The organism is Dokdonia pacifica (assembly GCF_900188275.1).
GTDB classification, from domain to species: Bacteria; Bacteroidota; Bacteroidia; order Flavobacteriales; family Flavobacteriaceae; genus Dokdonia; species Dokdonia pacifica.
In genome coordinates this window covers 91,622-110,128 of the sequence record NZ_FZNY01000009.1, presented here as the reverse complement: position 1 = coordinate 110,128, position 18,507 = coordinate 91,622, and the positions used below count along the sequence as shown (strand labels likewise).

Sequence of the window (18,507 nt, the reverse complement as noted above, 5' to 3'; positions counted from 1 at the left end):
TCTAAGCGGACTAACAAGTTTTTCGCGAAAGCGGAAAAATTATAAATTTTGAATGAATTGTTCTAATTCTTCTTTAGGTGATAGTGATAATTTTTTTCTAATACGGTAGCGTACAGACTTTATAGCATCAAGAGAAGCCCCTCGAATTGTCATCATTTCTTTTATAGATAAGTTTAATCGTAGTAGACTACAAATCTCACGTTCGGTCTTTGTAAGTTCGGGATATAACCGTCTTAATTTAGCATCAAATCCTTCATTTGCTTCATCTACTTTGCTTTGTAATAAAGAGAATTTACTCTCTGTGTTTATTTGAGATTGTAAATCTTTAATAAGAGAATCCAAGGACTGCTTTAACGTACCTAAATCAGTTCCCGTTGCCTTAGATTTTAATTGTTGTAATAATTCTTCCTTAAAGCTCAATCGCATACTATTATCTGCAATCAAACTCTTTATTTCTCCTTCTTTGGCTTTTATTTTTTGATTCAGTAGTTCTTTTTGTACTTCTTCTTTTTCTAATTTTTCAGAAATAATGAGCGCTCTCCCTTTATAAATTTTACGTACTAAAAACCAAATAACTCCAGCAGTAAGTAATGCTAAAACAAAGAGTAATAAATACAGTCTCTTTTTGAATGTTTCTGCCTTTGCTAATGCTTTAATCTCTTTCTTTTCTAATTCTAATCCGAGTTTTTCTTGTTCAAATTCATGGGTTAATTCCAGTTCTTGAATTTTTTTTATGTTTTCAATATTAAAAAGAGAATCTGAGGTCCTATTAAATAGTCTATAATAATTATACGCTTCTTTATAATTTTCAAGTTTAGCATACAAAAAGCTTTTTCTTAAATAGACTTTAGAAATTCGTCCTTTTAGCCCTTCTGCTTTGGATATACTAAGGGAGCTATCTGCATACTTCATTGCAGTTTCATACTGTTTTAAATCCTTATAAACTGTAGAGATGTTATATAGATTGTTAGCTGTAGAAATAACGCTTCCCTTTTTTTTATAATAGGCATTACTTTCAAAATAAATCTCTAATGCTTCTTCATACTTCTTGTCTATTCTGTAAAGGTTTGCTATGTTGTTTTTTGCACGGTATATATCTTCTTCCTTATCAATAGAAGTAAACAAGGCTATTGCTTTGTTGTAACACCATAATGCAGAATCTCTTTTTTTAATTCCTTTATAAGATACTCCCATCATATTATAACTACTCGCAATTTCGTAGGTTTGATTTCCTAAACGAGTTTTAATGGCAATAGACTTTTGATAGAATGGAATGGACTTTCTGTAGTCTTTATTATAACGATGCACCATTCCCATATTATGAAGTAAACTGGAAATGTTTATAGAATCTTTTAGTTGCTCGTATATCGTTTTAGATTTAAAGTAATTATCTAAACTTTGAACATGATGTCCTTCTCTTCGGGCAATAATCCCTTTTAATGAATAAGCATTTGCAAGGGCGTTTAAGTTGTTTTTGTTTTCTTCCTTTTGAAGTATCGAGAATGCATCATGAATTAAGAATCTAGCCTTGCTGAAGTTTTTATCCAAATGATATTCTCCTAATGCTAGCATTGCTTTTACTTTAATAGAGTCTACAGTAGACTCCTTATATGTCTTATCAAGCTGCACTAAATCAAGATCAGATTCCTGTGCTTGTAGCTTTAAGAGCATTAAAAAAGCAAATAAAATGCAAATTTCTTTTTTCATGCCCCTAAAGATAGATGTTCTTTTAGAAGTAATCTTTTCTATTAAAAATATATTTTAAATTATAATAAAAAAGGAGGCTTTTTACAGCCTCCTTCACATTCTCTATAGTACCTCACTAAGAACCTACTTAATTATCAATTTTTGTACTATAGTGTCTTTATTAGATTGAATATTTAAGAAATACATTCCTTTTGCCAAATCACTCGTTTGGATGAGTTGTGAGCTTTGGAAGTTTTCTAAAGAAACGATACGAATTACTTTTCCATTCATATCTATAATGGTTAGCTTTTGTAACTGAGCTTGTCCTACATATCCTAGTGTTACCTGATTTGTAGCTGGGTTAGGGTAGAGGGTTACGCTTTCGCGAAAGCTAAATTCGTCTGTACTTAATACATCACGTTTTTGGAATATCACGGTAAAACGTTCTGGCTGAATACCGCTTGTTGCTGTAAATGAATATCTACCCTCATTTAGATTCGTTGTGGTATTGGTAAGGTTATCTATTAAATACATCGTTGCATTTTCAATACCTACTCCTTCCAAATGATCGATACTAATCGCATAACTCTCCTCGGTTTCTACCGAAGTTGCAAATCCTAAGCTAATTTCTATCTCCGTATCAAAAGCTTCTCTTCCTTGAATCGAAAGTTGTTCTCCCGTTTCTAAAGTGGTGAATAAAGAGATAAATGTTCCTAAACGCGGACTGTCATATCCAGGATCAAATCCAGGTGTTGCATTAGGTGTAAAGCCAATTCCTGTTTGCGAAGTTGCTTCTTCATACGCTTCTGTAGTAAGGTTTAACCAAATTCTATCGATGTCACTATTTTCAGCATTTCTAAACCCATCGTTATTTCCAGTAACGCGAATACTGTTGGTAAATACCACAGGCGTATTAGCACCCGCTTCTGTTTGTGCTGCTTTGATTCCAAATCCTTGTCCAGAAGCCATGAATTGTCCAGGCGCTGCTCCTCCATTCACGGCAGCCACTCCCAAGAGTGCATTACGAACTGAGATATCATTCATAGAGAAGTTACTGGTTCCAAATCCTGGTAAGTCACTTGTAGGATTGGTTAAGTGATCCCAATAGTATACTTCATTGACCGCATCATTGGCATTGATAAAAGCCTCCACATCAATAGCCGATGCATATGGATTTCCAAGAAGGTTATAGTTATTAATTGTCGCAGGACCATTATAGTTAATAGGCACGGTAATGGTTCCTGAATTTAAGGTCCCTGGATTCATAGCATTTTGTGTATAGGTAATGGTATAGGCACCATCCCCTACATTAGGAGCTGGTTGAGGGAATACGAGTTGTCCAATACCTGCATCAGGCAATGCTGTACTTCCTGAGACAGGGAGTAAATAATCATTATCATCATCAAGGAAATTTTCAGCACCCATAAATTCTGGGAATGCCATTAAGTCAATATCAAAAGGTACAAAGTTACTTGGGATGATACTAAATACGGCTCTCGAATTTCCATAGGCTCTATCTCTAGCTTCGGCAGTCACAGGACTACTCATGGCCACAAAGTTACGATCATCAAGGGTAGGAGTGGTCTTCGCTACAGAGATCGATCCGTTGTTAATAGTCACGGCACTTTCATCGGTTTGTACCACACTCCCTTCATGAGCAACATCAAGCGTTCCATCTATGGTAAGATCACCCGTAGTTTGTACGTATCTTCCAGCAGTTACCGTTACAGTAGCACCTGAGTTAATGGTACACGAACAAGCGACAATATCAGCATCAACAGTAGAGGTATCATAATTACTATCAATCACAGCATTCGTCATACTATCAGGAGCACCATTATCCCATCCCATAGCTGTATAGGTAGTTACTGGCAATCCGGCACATAGAGGAGGATCAGGAATAGTACAGTCGGGTGTATAATTTAGGATTTGATTTCCTGCTTCATTGATACAATCGGCATTGACGAAGGTAAATCCAACAAGGGGATCAAACGGACCACAAGCGGTGAAGAATTGATCATCAAAAGGATTGGTCGCATCAAAACACAGATCAGGAGATACAGCGGAAGCACCATCTAAGAATTGTAATCTTACATGAACTAATACCGTAGGAGTGTTAGCTACAATATTGTTCCCAATCATTCCTCCACTTCCATTCTGTTGCCAGATGAAAGATACTTTAGAGGTGGTGGCATCATTAATAAAAAAGGAGTTATAATGCACTCCCAAAGGAATGATGGTGCCTGGGGCCACTTCCACTGTTGTTACACCTCCTAAGATAGTTGTTTCTGGTCGCTCAAAAGTGATGGCTCCAGCGCCATTAACGAGCTCTCCAAAGGCAGTTGTATTATAATCTAAGAAGAATTGTCCTGATCCTTGCGAATAGGTTATATCACTTGTGATCATGACATCTATTTCATAGAAGTCGTTCATGCCATCATTAGTGATTTGAGGATTTTCAAAAGAGAGCTCGATGTTTTGAGCATTGATAGTCAGACCTCCTAGAAGCATAACTATATATAGAGTGATTTGTTTCATTGATAATTGATTAAGTAGATTTTTAAAATTGCTGGATACGTCCAGCATTGGGTTGAATAATTAATGCGATATCGGTATTGAGAATATTTCCATCCATATCGGCATCGGCACCAGTATAGGCGTTGATACTTCCAGAAACAGCAAGCGCATTGGCTACATCTGTATTGAGAATACTCCCATCAGAATTAACATCACCCGCATACATGGCAAAGATGCCATTACCCATATCTCTAAGAGCCAACGCTCCTCCAGTCACAGCGTTCATATCTGTACTGAGGTCTAGATTTGTTACAGTTTCTGAAAGTGAAACAGTGCTTGCTGTAAGAATACCCAGATGATTACGATGCCTAATAGCTACATAATAATTCCCTGATGCTCTATTTATTGCCACTGGAGAAGTACCATCGATAGCAACAATATCTCCATCACGTTGCAATAAAGCCGATTGCGATACCAACACATTAGAAACATCATTTTCATCTCTAAGTTCAATGACTATCCAATCTACAATGGCATTTGCTCCTGTCGTAGTAAAAACGGAAGGATCACAAGTAGTACTGTCATACGGACTTGTTGTTGGAATAAGTATGGAACTAGCAATACGTAAATCATCTCGCATCAATAATTCTTCTCCTGTATTTGGATTTGTATAGGCTCCTTGTAAGAATACAATAGGATGTATACGTATACTTATAAGTTGAGGCACAATAAAACCTTCAGAAACAGAAAGTGTGGCAGTACTACGTTCTGCTACTTGTACTTCTCCAATAGTATATAAAATACTGATATTTCCAGCAGCGGTGCTAGCACCGCCACTATCAATACTAAAACGGTCAATGGTCTGAGCAAATACATTGCTCATGAATACTAGTGAGATAAAAATGAATGCTTTTTTCATTGGTTATTTTGTTCAAGTTGTACAATACGTTCTTGTAATTTTGCGATAGCCATCGTTTGTTGTGATAGCAGATCTATTTTTTTGTTTTGCTGGTCAATTAGTTGTTGTTGCTCTTGAATAGCTTTGATGAGTACAGGAATTAAATCGTTATAATAGACGCCTAATCTGTCCAATTTCTTTTTTTCAAGAGTTGCATCTTCGTCATCACTAGTAGTTGCATATTCGTGTGTTTTTACTACTTCAGGAATAATTTCTAATACATCTTGAGCAATCAACCCGAGTTTTTCTCCTTGTTCTGGTTTTGCTTTCCAGCGAAAGCGAACTGGATTGAGGTCTAAAATTTCGCGTAAGCCATAATTTAATTGTTGAATATCTCTTTTTTCTCTACGATCAGATGTGTTTATCGTACCATCGGTTGCCCAAACAGCTCTCCATCGCAAAGCCGAACTACCTAATTGAAAACTATCATCCGTATCAGGAAATAAACTAGTGTTCCATTCCAATCGATTAGATCCTGTGTCTTCTACTGTTTCAGAACCAATACGCAAACGACCATTGGCAACATGTAAGCGTTCTTGTGGATTTGAAGTACCTATACCGGTATTTCCATTTTTAAGAACCGTAACAGCATTTCCTTGCACAGGGCCAGGACTATTACCTATTTCAAATAAAGGGTCAGTAAGAACCCAGCTATCAGGATCTCCTCCTCCTATATTTCCAGTGCCAAAAGCAGTAGACATAAATGCATCTGTGCGTAAGCTTATGCCCGAGACAAATGAGGTTATACCAGCGGCTACATTACCTGTTCCAAAAGCTACCGCGCCAGCACCAGATGTTATATTGTTTTCTCCTCCAACAAAAGAGGATGACCCAGAAGCTCTATTGTTAAATCCAATAGCGAAGGCATATTGTCCAGTCGCTCCATTCACTAATCCATTACTGGTAGATCTGCTTAGATCTACAGCTCCAAAACCAATAGACCCATAAAAGTTAGGATTGCTATCTACTAAACGCCAACCGATACCATCTCCTTCATCAATAGCTTCTAATCCATTTACATTTTTGGCAGTTTGTGCACTGATAGCATAAGGAACTGCTAGAAATTGAGTAGTTCCTAAATCAACAAGGCCATTACCAGAATTAACCTGTACGTTTAAAAAATGAGTGTCAGATGCCCAATTTATAGATGCATAGGTTCCATTGAGTACTGTCCCTTCTCCAATATTTAGAAATATAAGACCATTAGCATCTGTTGTAGGTGTGTGGAGTTCTGAGTAAACCAGTGTCTGGTCGTCACTTTGTAAAATTCCAAATTGGATGACAATCAATAGATCCGACAAGGGGATTCCTTGATCATCTTTGATGATTGCCTTATAGCTCATACTGTTTTGGGCGTGAACACCTACGTAAAAACAGAAAATGAGTATGAAAAATATCTTAGTCCTCATACTCTTTATTTTGTGATTGTATGGAAAGCAATTCGTGTATCTGAGCTTGTAAATCGGCCATGACAGCCTTGTTTTCTTGTTGGTCTATTTGATAGCTTTTAATAAGTTGTTGTTGTTCTAATTGAAGATTTTGAATAACTTCTTGCTGCTCCTGAATCGCTTTAACTAAAACAGGAATTAAATCGGTGTAATACACACCTAATCTGTCCAATTCCTTTTTTTCGCGGGTTGCATCTTCGTCATCGCCAGTAGTTACATATTCGTGTGTTTTTACTACTTCAGGAATGATTTCTAGTAGATCTTGAGCAATCAATCCAAGTTTTTCTCCTTGTTCGGGTTTTGCTTTCCAGCGAAAGCGAACAGGATTGAGGTCTAAAATTTCGCGTAAGCCATAATTTAATTGTTGGATATCTCTTTTTTCTCTACGATCTGAGGTGTTTATCGTACCATCGGTTGCCCAAACTGCTTCCCATCGCAATGCAGAACCACCTAATTGAAAACTGTCATCGGTATCAGGGAAGAGTCCACAGTTCCATTCCAACCGATTAGATCCGGTATCTTCTACGGTTTCAGTACCGATTCGTAAACGACCATTAGCTATATGAAGACGCTCTTGAGGAACTGAGGTACCTATACCCGTATTACCATTTTTAAGAATGGTGAAAGCATCACTTCGGCTTAACGAACCTGTTCCATTTCCAATAACAAAAAGGCGATCAAGACTGACAAAGTTTGTAGTTGATAAAGGAGTATACTCGGTATTATAGGTGCCCATTACAGTTTCTCTATAAGAAGGAGCTCTTGTTCCTGAACCAAAAGCCATAGCATAATTCCCAGAAGCATTGGATATTGTGGCTAGTGCTATAGCGCCTTCGCCACTAGCTACAGATGAAGTCCCAATAGCGATTGCCTGTATTCCCGATGCTTGTGTCTCAAATCCTAAGGCTGTAGAGCGATCTCCTAAGGCTTGTGAAAAGTTACCCATTGCCGTAGTTGTAGCACCAGAAGCTTCTGTAAACCTACCAGAAGCAAACGATTGAACTCCAGTAGCCTCACTTTCTTCTCCTACTTGTAATGCGCCATTTTTATAAAGTATTAAAGCATCTGAAGTGTTATTTGCAGCCGTACCATTTCCGACTACCAGAAGACGATCATTTGCATTAAAATTTGTAGTAGAGACAGGCGTATAACTTGTGTTGTAGCGACCTAATGCAGTTTCTGCAAAAGAGCGAGCATTGACAATAGAACCTATAGCGACAGCTTGATCTCCAGAAGCCGTAGTCACATTTCCCATAGCTGTAGATCGTTCTCCTCCTGCAAAAGTTTGTACACCAATGGATGTAGCTCCATCTCCTTGTGCTGTAGCGCTACTTCCTATAGCTACTGCACTTAAGCCTTCAGCTAAAGCTTCATTTCCCAAAGCTATAGATGCAAGCCCAGAAGCTGTAGTCTCAAAACCACCAGCAATAGCAAAGCTCTCTGCCCTTGTTCTAAAACCTAAAGCAACAGCATTTGTACCTAACGCTCCAAATTCAGCAGCATTACTATCCGACTGACTCAAGTCAACAGCGCCAGAACCAATATCTCCAAAAAAATCAGGATTTCTTCCTACCAAGCGCCATCCTGTTGAACCACCCTCAGTAATAGATTCCAAGCCATTTACGTTTTGAGCAGTTTGTGCACTGATAGCGTAGGGAACTGTTAGAAATTGAGTGGTCCCTAGATCTGTTAGTCCACCGCCAGAATTCACTTGGACATTTAAGAAATGAGTATCTGAAGCCCAATCAATAGCTGTATAGTCACCACTTAATACTGTCCCTTCTCCAATATTGAGTATGATCAATCCATTGGTATCCGTAGTAGGGGTGTGGTTTTCCGAATATACTATTGTTTGATCATCTCCTTCTAGAATACTGAATTGGATGACAATTAGTTGATTAGATAATGGCGTTCCTTGATTATCATTAATGACCGCTTTATAGTTGATATTATTTTGCGCCTGACTTATCAGACACATAAAAAAGCCAACTACTACTAAGAGTGTATTATTTTTCATAAGTTTTATTTTGTAATAGTTCAGAAAGCTGATTCATTTGTGATTGTAAATCGGCGATGGCAGCTTTGTTTTGCTGTTGTTCGCTTTTATAAGATTGGATGATTTCTTGTTGTTCTTGGATAGCTTTGACGAGTACAGGAATCAAATCGGTGTAGTATACGCCCAGCCTGTCCAATTCCTTTTTTTCAAGGGTTGCATATTCGCCCTCCCCAACGGTCACATATTCATGTGTTTTAACTACTTCAGGGATAATTTCTAATAAATCCTGAGCAATCAAGCCTAGTTTTTCTCCTTGTTCGGGTTTTGCTTTCCAGCGAAAGCTTACTGGGTTGAGGTCTAAAATTTCGCGTAAGCCATAATTTAATTGTTGGATATCTTTTTTCTCTCTACGATCTGAGGTATTTATCGTACCATCAGTTGCCCAAACCGCTTCCCATCGTAGGGCAGAACCGCCTAGTTGAAAACTATTATCGGTGTCTGGAAAGAGACCGCAATTCCATTCTAATCGATTAGAACCAGTATCTTCAACGGTTTCAGTACCGATACGCAAACGACCATTGGCAATATGTAAACGTTCTTGAGGTTCACTAGTGCCAATTCCTGTATTTCCATTTTTAAGGACCGTGATTGCGTTATCTCGATCAGAAACACTTGTACCATTTCCCACTACAAATAGTCGATCTGTACCTGCTATACCAGAGGCAGAAGATGCGTATAGGTCATTATAACGTCCAATCACAAATTCAGAATTTGAAAATGCAATAGCACTAGTACCCATGGAAAAAGAATGATCTCCGAAAGATTGAGAATTAGTACCTAAAGCAACCGAGTTCTCTGCATTTGCAATATTATTATCTCCACCTGCCATTGCATGATTTCCAGCAGCATTACTCTGCAATCCAAAGGTGAAAGATCGTGCACCACCAGCACTTGTCAAAGAACCTGTAGCAAACGATGCAAACCCTGAGGCTGTCGTACCACTACCAAAAGCAGCAGCATTAGTACTAGTAGCTGAGGTACTCGCTCCTGCAGCAAAAGATGAGCTCCCCGAAGCTTCCGTAAAAGCGCCCATAGCAACAGCTCCTGCTTGCGTTGCCGTTGTGCTTAGACCTGTGGTAAAAGACGCTGCACCAGACGCTGTTGTCGTAGATCCAAAGGCAACAGAAGTTTGACCACTGGCAATGGTGCCGCTTCCTGCAGACAAGCTATATACACCATTAGAGGTAGTTTCATTCCCTAAAGCGACAGCCAATTCTCCTGTACTACCATTAGCACTCACCACAGAGTTATCCATAGTGATATTTCCATTTTTATAGATGGTTAATGCATTATTATCCGAACTACCTATGGGTTGTCCATTTCCTATTTCAAAAAGCGGATCGGTAGATACCCAAGCAGCAGGGTTCCCACCTCCTACGTTTCCACGTCCAAAAGCTACCGAAAGAAAACTATCTGTATGTAATCCTATTCCTTGTGCAAAAGAAACAGTTCCTATAGCATCACTGTTACTACCAAAAACAACAGCACCACCACCAGAAGCCGTATTGGACCCTCCCGCTGCAAATGAAGAAGACCCAGATGCTACATTATTAAGCCCTATAGCGGTTGCATTGGTGTTGGATGCAATATTATTACTACCCATGACTACTGCATTGGTTCCAGATGCTCTATTTGATTGTCCCATAGCAACAGCACGAGGTGCCGTTGCTATTGTATTTACACCTGTTGCAAAAGAATGTTCTCCTGTTGCACCATAGGGAAATATAAGCACAGCGCCATTGGCATCAGAAACACTCAAATCAATGGCATTTAATCCAATGGCACCATATCCTTCATCAGCATCAGTGCCTATATTGCTTAATCGCCATCCAATACCATTTCCTTCATCTAACTCCTCTAGACCTGTGACGTTTTGCGCTGTTTGTGCATGTAACGCATAAGGGACAGATAGAAACTGAGTGGTTCCCATATCTACGAGTCCGCCTCCAGTATTGATTTGTACGTTTAAAAAGTGATCGGTTGTAGCCCAATCAATCATTGTATAATCTCCGCTTAATACTGTTCCTTCGCCAATGTTTAGAATGACAAGTCCGTTGGCATCTGTAGTAGGAGTATGACTCTCTGAATAGACATTTGTAGTGCCTTCTAGAATCGTAAACTGAATAATAACGAGATCATTTGCTAGAATGGCACCTGTATTATCTCTAATAATGGCTTTATAATTAATAGACTGTGATTGTGCTATTCCTATATAAAATGGAAGTACGCAAAAACAGAAAAACAACAATTTTTGAAAAGTCTTCATATGTGCAATGGATTCATTTATCTATTGGTGTTATTGGTTTTAGAAAGTAAACATCAGGATTTGCTATTTTTTATTTTTTATTTATAAGTAGTTGTTTATTAGGTGATAATGGGTGTTAGTATTGAGGTAGTTGTCCCCTTTTTTATAGGCATCAATTCTTTTTTATACTTTTAATAACATAAAATGTTTACCTCGGCTTCCGAAATACACTAATATGAAAAAGCAACGCCTTATTACTGGATTAAAAGAAGATCGACCAGAAGCATTACGCGACATATACCTTGCCCACCGCAAGGCTTTTCTGCGTTATTCAAAAAAATACCCTATCACAGCATCTATGGCTGAAGATGTGTATCAGGATGCGATTATTATTTTAAGAGATAATGCACGTCAAGGGAAATTGGATCATCTAAAAAGCGAACTCAGAACCTATCTTTTTAGTATTGGGAAGTATTTGATTTACACACACCTACGTAAACAGAAAAAAGTACATCTGGTAGAAGACTTTTCAACCATGTATAATGAGCAAACACTCATGACCGAAATTGTGGAAGCTACGATTCCTGATGGAGAACAAAAACATCAAATGCATGTTGCATTAGAACAATTAGGAGGAAAATGTAGAGAAATCTTGTATTTGTTTTATTACCGTGGTTTCAGTTTAGATGAAATTGTCGATACTTTAGGATATAGTAGTAAGGATGTAGCAAAAAGTCAGAAATCCAGATGCCTTAAAAGTTTAAAAGCACTCGTAAAATTCCCCAGTTATGGATAAAGAAGTATTAATTCAGAAATATTTGCAGGGAACGCTCAACCAAGAAGAAGAAGCGTTGTTACAGGAGTATATAGAGAAAGATACTTCTTTTGCAGATGATATACCCTTTTATGAAGAGCTTAATTACGCTTTCGCGAAAGCGGACTATGATACAACAAAAACGCAGTTACGTTCTTTTTATAAAGAAGAAAGACGATCTACATGGAGAAAATGGTCTATAGCTGCTACCTTCTTAATTCTTATTGGATTGAGTAGTGTATGGTATTTAAAAAGTACCTCTTCTACAGAATCACTCTATGCTCAATATTTTGAACCGTATAAAAATATTGTACAACCTATCGTTAGAGGAGAAGCGGTGAAAACAACAAAAGAACTAGCCTTTAAAGCCTATGATGAACAAAATTATAAGAAGGCTATTGTGCATTTTGATGACTTATTAAGTGCTACTTCAGAACCTATTATTGAATTTTACAAAGCAAATGCTCAACTACAATTAGGAGAAACAGAAACAGCTATTTTGACCCTAGAATCTCGTATTAAAAAAACGGATACGATGTATGCGGAAGCTCAGTGGTATTTAGCTTTAAGTTATTTAAAGTTAAATGATAAAAAGAAAGCTGAAACATATTTGAAGAGCTTACTTCAAACCAATATTCCCTTTAAGAGTAATGAGGCACAGTTACTTCTTGATCAATTGTAATAATGGCTTTTTAAAGAGAAGTAGGAGAATGAAAACACCTCCTAGAATGAGGCCCCATTTTTTCCAAGGGAATTCTTGATGTTGTATCGTTTTAGGATTTCCAGAAATCACAAAACCAGACCAATAATAAGGGTGCTGTAAAGCTGGATAGTCTTTTTGAGAATTTATATACGCCAGTTTCGCTTGACGTAATGCTTCATCTTTAGGCATGCCTTTATGAAGATAGTTATAGAAACCCGCCATAATCGTAGTGGTTTCTGTATCTGGTACTTTCCATAAACTCATGACGGTACTTGCCGCGCCAGCATGCGTAAAAGCATTTGCCATACTTTGTACTCCTTTCCCTTTAATTTCTTTCCCAATACCGGTTTCACATGCACTTAATGTTACTAAATCTGCATTGAGATTTAGGTTATAAATTTCGGGTAATGTCAAGCTTGTTTTTGTTGGATCTAACGATGCTTCTTCATAAAACTGAATTGTACTTAGTAACGGATCTTCTGTATTTGCTATGGCATGTGTAGCCAAATGGATAATGGAAGAAGTGGCTAGCTGATCAAGAAACACATTTTTTGTTGCTTGTTGATCTAGGTAGGTTGTATGATTAAAATAAGGGGTGATGGCATTTATTTCATCAGCACTTTTTGCAAGGCGGTTATTAAAAATACCTTCGTGTGTCGCAAAGGGAGCCATGAGTAATGCTTTCTCAGATTGTGATGTTTCTTTTGTAGGTAGTGCTGTGGTGATATGTATGATACTAGTTTTATCTAATAGATACTGTTTCTCTCCTGCTATCCATAAAGAAGACATAGGAATAAGATGTAATTTATCATCTAGTAATACAGCTGTTTTTAAATCAGGTTGTATGTATTTTTCTAAGAGTTTTTCATATATAAGTTGATGTGCTTTATGATTTCTTATAGTATCTATTTTACGAACTTCAGTACTCACTATATCAATAGCTTCTTCTAACTGTGTTGTAAGTGGTATTTTATCAAAATGTTGTATCGTGTTATTTTCGTGTAGTACATAGATAGCTTCTTGTCCCCAGAAATAGTATATTTTATTATATCCTTGGTACGTGGTTCTACTGTTTTTAATAAATGGAATGGAATCAATATCCTTGCGTTGTTGCGCATCTTTAAGTTCATTAAGAATTGTAACATATTGACTTTGTAGTCGTAATTCTAAAGCACTATCAAAAGTTTTTTGGTCTTTATTGGTTTGCCATTCTTGTTGGTATAATTGCATCAAATTACCATATACATTCTTGAACTGTGTCTCATCTAGAAAAGCATCTTCATCACTCAATTTGCCCATCCGTTTAATCAATTCATGCGCAGTAGTATAGGATTGTTTTTTGGTTTTTAAATAGCTGTTGTTTTTTGTTTTTGCATATAATTTTTCAGCGAGTTGCGCTTTAAATAATAGATTATCTAGCAATATGTTTTTATGCGCTTTTTTAATATTATCTAGGTCTAGAGGCATGTGAAATGCCGTGGTGTCACGTTGTGTTTGAGTATTTACTGTAAGTGCTTCTTCACTGTAATATTGGGCATTTTTATAATCATTAAGATTCAAATAGTATTTCGCTAGTTTAATTAGAAGTGCAGCTCTTTCTACATTTCTGATTTCTAGAGATTCTTGCAATGCTTTTGTACTGAGTAACTCGTTGATTGCTTCCTGATGATTTCCTTGGAAATTATGAATGTCAGCAATACGTTCGCTTAAAAACCATTCATAAAAATGGGATTTAAATTTGTCGGTATTTCGGAGTTTTTTTAATGCCAAAGACTGTTTCATGGCTTTATCATAGAGGCTATTTTTTATTAAATAATCTATATGGTAAGAATAAAAATCATAGACAAAGAATGCTGGTTGTGACTGTGCATACTTCTTAGCTTCAAATTCTTCAACCATTTCTATAATCTTCTGATGCTGATTGGTAAGTGTATAGGTTTTAAAAAGCCCTCCATAACTTAAATAAAAGGGGAGTTCATGTCTTCTAGCTTTTTCTAATGATTGGCTATAGAAATTTTCAGCTTTTTTATAATTGTATTGACGCTCTTCTGTTTTTCCCATTCTATATAAAATGGACATATAGAAAGCTTGGTATTCAGGGTCTTTAATGAGGTGTTCTCCTTGAAGTAAACTTAATGCTTTTGAACCATAATAATGAGCAACAGTAGACTGGTTATTAAGACTCGCATTGGTACTTAATGCGGCATATAATTTTACCTTTGTCATACTAGGTTTTTCTAGTTTCTTTTCAAAAGATAATGCTTGATATAGGGGTGTGCTCCATTCAGATATTGGTTTTAAAAAATGAAAACATCGATACTCTAGCAATTTTGTTTCGATTATTTCTTCCGGAAATGCCAATTTTTGGTATAGAGAATCTGCTTTATAAATTAGCGGAAGCGCTGTTTCTGTATCTCTAGATTGTAATGCTTCTTTTGCTTGCGCGAAATAATGATTTGCTGTTTCTTTTTCAGAAGAAGGTGTATTCTGAGCGTTGAGAATGCCTACATTCCAGATACATGCTAGAATGCATACAAAAGAAAAAAGTATGCGTCTCTTTAGAAATGAGATGTACATATTCAAGAAAGGAGGTTCTTATGTTAGTGTTTACTAATATACGAATACCAGCTATCTTAGAAGTTTATGCTAGTTCCTTTAATTTTTCTTGAAGTACCTTAATCTGATCACGTAGTTTAGCAGCTTGCATAAAGTCCAATTCTTTAGCCGCAGCTTCCATAGCTTTTCGGGTATCTCTAATGCTTTTTTCTATTTCTGGTTTGGTTTGATAAGTTGCGGCATCTTCAGCAGCGAGATCAATAAGGTTTTGCGCTTCTACAGTATAGGTTGCTTTTCGCGTAAGCGCATTATCTAAACTCTTTTTAATTGCTTGCGGTTTGAGTCCGTGAGCATCGTTATATGCAATCTGTTTAGTTCTACGATAATCACTGCCATCTATGGTTTCTTGCATACTTCTAGTGATCTTATCTGCATACATAATAGCTTTCCCATTTACGTTACGAGCAGCACGCCCTATGGTTTGTGTCAGCGAACGCTTGCTGCGTAAAAACCCTTCTTTATCTGCGTCAAGTATCGCCACCAATGAAACTTCGGGTAAATCAAGACCTTCACGCAATAAGTTAACTCCCACCAATACATCATAGAGCCCTTTACGAAGATCTTGCATAATCTCAACACGTTCTAAGGTATCTACATCTGAGTGAATATATCGTGTACGGATATCAATACGAACAAGGTATTTGGTCAATTCTTCAGCCATTCGTTTGGTCAATGTTGTGACCAATACACGCTCATCACGCTCTACTACTTTATTAATCTCTTCGATGAGGTCATCTATTTGATTGAGACTTGGACGTACTTCTACCACAGGATCTAAAAGTCCTGTAGGCCGAATGATTTGTTCTACATAGGCGCCTTCCGATTTTTGTAATTCATAATCAGCAGGAGTTGCAGAGACATAGATCACTTGATTTTGAAGTAGTTCCCATTCTTCAAACTTTAACGGTCTATTATCCATAGCTGCAGGGAGTCTGAACCCATATTCGACGAGATTTTCTTTACGACTTCTATCACCTCCATACATCGCACTTACTTGAGAAACGGTTACATGACTTTCATCTACCACCATTAGATAGTCTTCTGGGAAGTAGTCTAGTAAACAGAATGGACGCGTGCCTGGTTCTCTTCCATCCAGATAGCGAGAGTAATTCTCTATTCCAGAACAATACCCAAGTTCGCGAATCATCTCCAAGTCAAAATTAGTCCGTTCGTCCAGTCGTTTGGCTTCTAAGTGTCTTCCTATTTCTTTAAAATAATCAACCTGTTTTACAAGATCTTCTCCTATTTGATTAATAGCTCCCTGAAGTACTTCAGGAGAGGTCACAAACATATTTGCAGGGTAAATACGAAGCTGTTCGTATTTTTCAATCACCTCACTTGTTTTAGGGTCAAAAGCTTCTATCTCTTCAATCTCATCTCCAAAAAAATGAACTCTAAATGCAATATCTGCATACCCAGGAAAGATCTCAACAATATCTCCTTTGATTCTAAAATTACCACGTCCAAACTCCATTTCCGTACGGCTATAAAGACCTTGTACAAGCTGTTTTAATAACATGGTACGCGCAATAATCTGATCGCGTTTGATCTCAATGACATTTTTCTGAAATTCGGCGGGGTTTCCAATACCATATAAACAAGAAACTGAAGCCACTACCAGTACATCGCGCCTTCCAGAAAGTAGGGAAGAGGTGGTGCTCAATCGCATTTTCTCAATCTCATCATTAATAGAAAGATCTTTCTCTATGTATACACCCGATGAAGGAATAAATGCTTCAGGTTGATAGTAATCGTAATACGAGACAAAATACTCTACCGCATTCTCTGGAAAAAAAGCCTTAAACTCACTGTATAACTGTGCTGCAAGTGTCTTATTATGTGCTAAAACTAAGGTAGGTTTTTGAACATGTTCAATCACATTTGCAACAGTAAATGTCTTTCCACTACCTGTAACTCCAAGTAATGTTTGATAGGTTTCTTGCGCTTCAAGACCTTCTACAAGAGATTTGATAGCAGTAGGTTGATCTCCAGTAGGTTTAAAGTCGGATTGTAGTTTGAATTTCATAGATACAGTAGCTATGCTAAATTAAGGCTTTTTACGCTTTCGCGAAAGCGTAATTAGACATAAAACATTAGGAATCTTGCATCGTATATATAAAAGTAAAACGGGCTCAGCCCGTTTTACAAGTTTAGTGTATATGGAATTCAAAATAGTATTTTATATAAAGATTGTCAGGTCAATCTTATAGTGATGTAAAATCAAATCTATAGTGTATCACGTACTATCTGAAATTGTATACTACGAATATAGTTTCCCTTAAGTGGTTTATGGTGAGTGCCGATAAATCATTACTTATAGACAATTTACGAGCATATACATGTGTTTTTTAAAGCTATTGAAAAAGAAATGTTTAGCTATGTCTTATGAGTGTTAATCAATTTTGATACTATTTTTTGCAATTCATCCTAAAAAAATAACAGTTGGGTGACTCTTACTTTTTAAGAATACTAGATTATATCATCTTTACATCGTAATTTTAAAACACAGGAATCATGAACGATATACACCAACAACATAAATATGACAGAGCAAAAGCATATGTAGCTGAAATAAAAGAATTTTATACGCACTTAATCGTATACTTATTTATGGTGCCTACATTTATTGTTATTAATTATTATACCACTTCATTTTTTTGGGCCATATTTCCAATAGCAGGATGGGGTATAGGCGTGTTGTGTCATGCATTTCAAACTTTTGGATGGAGCCCTTTATTTAATAAAGATTGGGAGAAGCGTAAAATAGAAGAATTATTACGTGATGATGAATTTTAAAAATGGAAACTATGGAATATCAAGAAGATAAATACGCAAGAGCGAGAGCACGTGTAGCAGCACTTAGAAAGTTTTACGGTAAATTAGGAAGTTTCCTTTTATTTGGGATTATATTCTTAGGATTTAATTATTATTCAAATGGATTACGATACCCTTGGTTTTTATGGATTATTGGATTTTGGGGATTAGGCATCGTGATAGAAGCATTTAAACTCTTCGGAACAGACTTATTTTTAGGTAGAAACTGGGAGCAACGTAAAATTCGCGAGCAAATGGAAAAGGAAAATAGAAATAGTCAAAATTGGTTCTAATGGCAGCTATAGATCAGGAAAAATACGAACGTGTAAAAAAACAAGTTGAAAATGAAAAAATATGGTATTCACACCTTTTCATTTATATCACTGTAAATATACTATTGCAATTATTTTATGCAGGCATTTTTGATGACGGAGAGTTTACGCAGTATATTCCATGGTGGGTACGTTTTACGACCCCATTTTTCTGGGGACTTAATGTCTTTGTACACTGGTTATATGCATTTAAAAAAGTACGTTTCACAAATTTTTACAATAGATGGGAAGAGCGTAAAATCAGAGAGTACATGGAAGAGGAAGAAGAGGATTTTATACGTACGATTAGAAAATAAAAGAGGACAATTAAAAAGTAAA

The 18,507-nt window shown here is 36.9% G+C and carries 13 protein-coding genes; 5 read left to right on the top strand and 8 right to left on the bottom strand.

Annotation, left to right across the window (positions count from 1 at the left end; all coding sequences use genetic code 11):
* Positions 1-39: 39 nt before the first annotated feature.
* The 6 genes from CHB80_RS21555 to CHB80_RS21530 all read right to left on the bottom strand — a co-directional run bounded on the left by CHB80_RS21555 (position 40) and on the right by CHB80_RS21530 (position 10,931).
* Positions 40-1,707: a tetratricopeptide repeat protein gene (locus CHB80_RS21555; RefSeq protein WP_089373594.1), complete on the bottom strand. Its 1,668-nt coding sequence runs from the start codon at positions 1,705-1,707 to the stop codon at positions 40-42.
* Between the two features lie 123 nt (positions 1,708-1,830).
* Complete coding sequence (locus tag CHB80_RS21550) at positions 1,831-4,224, bottom strand: T9SS type A sorting domain-containing protein (protein ID WP_179218237.1); 2,394 nt, start codon at positions 4,222-4,224, stop codon at positions 1,831-1,833.
* 22 nt (positions 4,225-4,246) lie between these two features.
* Positions 4,247-5,122, bottom strand: coding sequence for a hypothetical protein (locus CHB80_RS21545; protein WP_089373592.1), 876 nt, complete (start codon positions 5,120-5,122; stop codon positions 4,247-4,249).
* Entirely contained in the window at positions 5,119-6,504 is a 1,386-nt protein-coding gene (locus CHB80_RS21540; RefSeq protein WP_179218236.1) for a tail fiber domain-containing protein, read from the bottom strand. The genes CHB80_RS21545 and CHB80_RS21540 overlap by 4 nt, the downstream gene beginning before the upstream one ends.
* 55 nt (positions 6,505-6,559) lie before the next feature.
* The gene (locus CHB80_RS21535) at positions 6,560-8,626 is read right to left on the bottom strand and encodes a tail fiber domain-containing protein (protein ID WP_089373590.1); all 2,067 of its coding nucleotides are present in this window, start codon (positions 8,624-8,626) and stop codon (positions 6,560-6,562) included.
* Positions 8,616-10,931, bottom strand: coding sequence for a tail fiber domain-containing protein (locus CHB80_RS21530; RefSeq protein ID WP_089373589.1), 2,316 nt, complete (start codon positions 10,929-10,931; stop codon positions 8,616-8,618). Before CHB80_RS21530 ends, CHB80_RS21535 begins: the two co-directional genes overlap by 11 nt.
* Positions 10,932-11,145: 214 nt before the next feature.
* Here CHB80_RS21530 and CHB80_RS21525 point away from each other — a divergent pair, with 214 nt between their 5' ends.
* Together CHB80_RS21525 and CHB80_RS21520 are read left to right on the top strand one after the other, a co-directional pair.
* The gene (locus tag CHB80_RS21525; RefSeq protein ID WP_089373588.1) at positions 11,146-11,706 is read left to right on the top strand and encodes an RNA polymerase sigma factor; all 561 of its coding nucleotides are present in this window, start codon (positions 11,146-11,148) and stop codon (positions 11,704-11,706) included.
* Positions 11,699-12,406, top strand: coding sequence for a tetratricopeptide repeat protein (locus tag CHB80_RS21520; protein WP_089373587.1), 708 nt, complete (start codon positions 11,699-11,701; stop codon positions 12,404-12,406). Before CHB80_RS21525 ends, CHB80_RS21520 begins: the two co-directional genes overlap by 8 nt.
* Here CHB80_RS21520 and CHB80_RS21515 read toward each other — a convergent pair.
* On the bottom strand, positions 12,386-15,004 hold the full coding sequence (locus tag CHB80_RS21515) for a CHAT domain-containing protein (protein ID WP_089373586.1): 2,619 nt from the start codon (positions 15,002-15,004) through the stop codon (positions 12,386-12,388). The genes CHB80_RS21520 and CHB80_RS21515 overlap by 21 nt on opposite strands.
* 64 nt (positions 15,005-15,068) lie before the next feature.
* The gene (gene uvrB, locus CHB80_RS21510; protein WP_089373585.1) at positions 15,069-17,069 is read right to left on the bottom strand and encodes an excinuclease ABC subunit UvrB; all 2,001 of its coding nucleotides are present in this window, start codon (positions 17,067-17,069) and stop codon (positions 15,069-15,071) included.
* 488 nt (positions 17,070-17,557) lie between these two features.
* On the opposite strand from uvrB, the gene CHB80_RS21505 reads away from it, so the two are divergent.
* The 3 genes from CHB80_RS21505 to CHB80_RS21495 are packed head-to-tail and all read left to right on the top strand — an operon-like array spanning position 17,558 to position 18,485.
* Positions 17,558-17,839, top strand: a complete 282-nt coding sequence (locus tag CHB80_RS21505) for a 2TM domain-containing protein (protein ID WP_089373584.1) — start codon at positions 17,558-17,560, stop codon at positions 17,837-17,839.
* An 11-nt stretch (positions 17,840-17,850) separates the two neighbouring features.
* The gene (locus tag CHB80_RS21500; RefSeq protein ID WP_089373627.1) at positions 17,851-18,150 is read left to right on the top strand and encodes a 2TM domain-containing protein; all 300 of its coding nucleotides are present in this window, start codon (positions 17,851-17,853) and stop codon (positions 18,148-18,150) included.
* Positions 18,150-18,485 (top strand): 2TM domain-containing protein, encoded by a 336-nt coding sequence (locus CHB80_RS21495; protein WP_089373583.1) that lies wholly within the window; start codon positions 18,150-18,152, stop codon positions 18,483-18,485. Before CHB80_RS21500 ends, CHB80_RS21495 begins: the two co-directional genes overlap by 1 nt.
* The last annotated feature ends 22 nt before the right edge of the window (positions 18,486-18,507 follow it).

Coding starts and splice junctions, on each gene's coding strand:
- CHB80_RS21555 (WP_089373594.1), bottom strand. CDS start 1,707: ATGAAAAAAGAAATTTGCATTTTATTTGCTTTTTTAATGCTCTTAAAG.
- CHB80_RS21550 (WP_179218237.1), bottom strand. CDS start 4,224: ATGAAACAAATCACTCTATATATAGTTATGCTTCTAGGAGGTCTGACT.
- CHB80_RS21545 (WP_089373592.1), bottom strand. CDS start 5,122: ATGAAAAAAGCATTCATTTTTATCTCACTAGTATTCATGAGCAATGTA.
- CHB80_RS21540 (WP_179218236.1), bottom strand. CDS start 6,504: ATGAGCTATAAGGCAATCATCAAAGATGATCAAGGAATCCCCTTGTCG.
- CHB80_RS21535 (WP_089373590.1), bottom strand. CDS start 8,626: ATGAAAAATAATACACTCTTAGTAGTAGTTGGCTTTTTTATGTGTCTG.
- CHB80_RS21530 (WP_089373589.1), bottom strand. CDS start 10,931: ATGAAGACTTTTCAAAAATTGTTGTTTTTCTGTTTTTGCGTACTTCCA.
- CHB80_RS21525 (WP_089373588.1), top strand. CDS start 11,146: ATGAAAAAGCAACGCCTTATTACTGGATTAAAAGAAGATCGACCAGAA.
- CHB80_RS21520 (WP_089373587.1), top strand. CDS start 11,699: ATGGATAAAGAAGTATTAATTCAGAAATATTTGCAGGGAACGCTCAAC.
- CHB80_RS21515 (WP_089373586.1), bottom strand. CDS start 15,004: ATGTACATCTCATTTCTAAAGAGACGCATACTTTTTTCTTTTGTATGC.
- uvrB (WP_089373585.1), bottom strand. CDS start 17,069: ATGAAATTCAAACTACAATCCGACTTTAAACCTACTGGAGATCAACCT.
- CHB80_RS21505 (WP_089373584.1), top strand. CDS start 17,558: ATGAACGATATACACCAACAACATAAATATGACAGAGCAAAAGCATAT.
- CHB80_RS21500 (WP_089373627.1), top strand. CDS start 17,851: ATGGAATATCAAGAAGATAAATACGCAAGAGCGAGAGCACGTGTAGCA.
- CHB80_RS21495 (WP_089373583.1), top strand. CDS start 18,150: ATGGCAGCTATAGATCAGGAAAAATACGAACGTGTAAAAAAACAAGTT.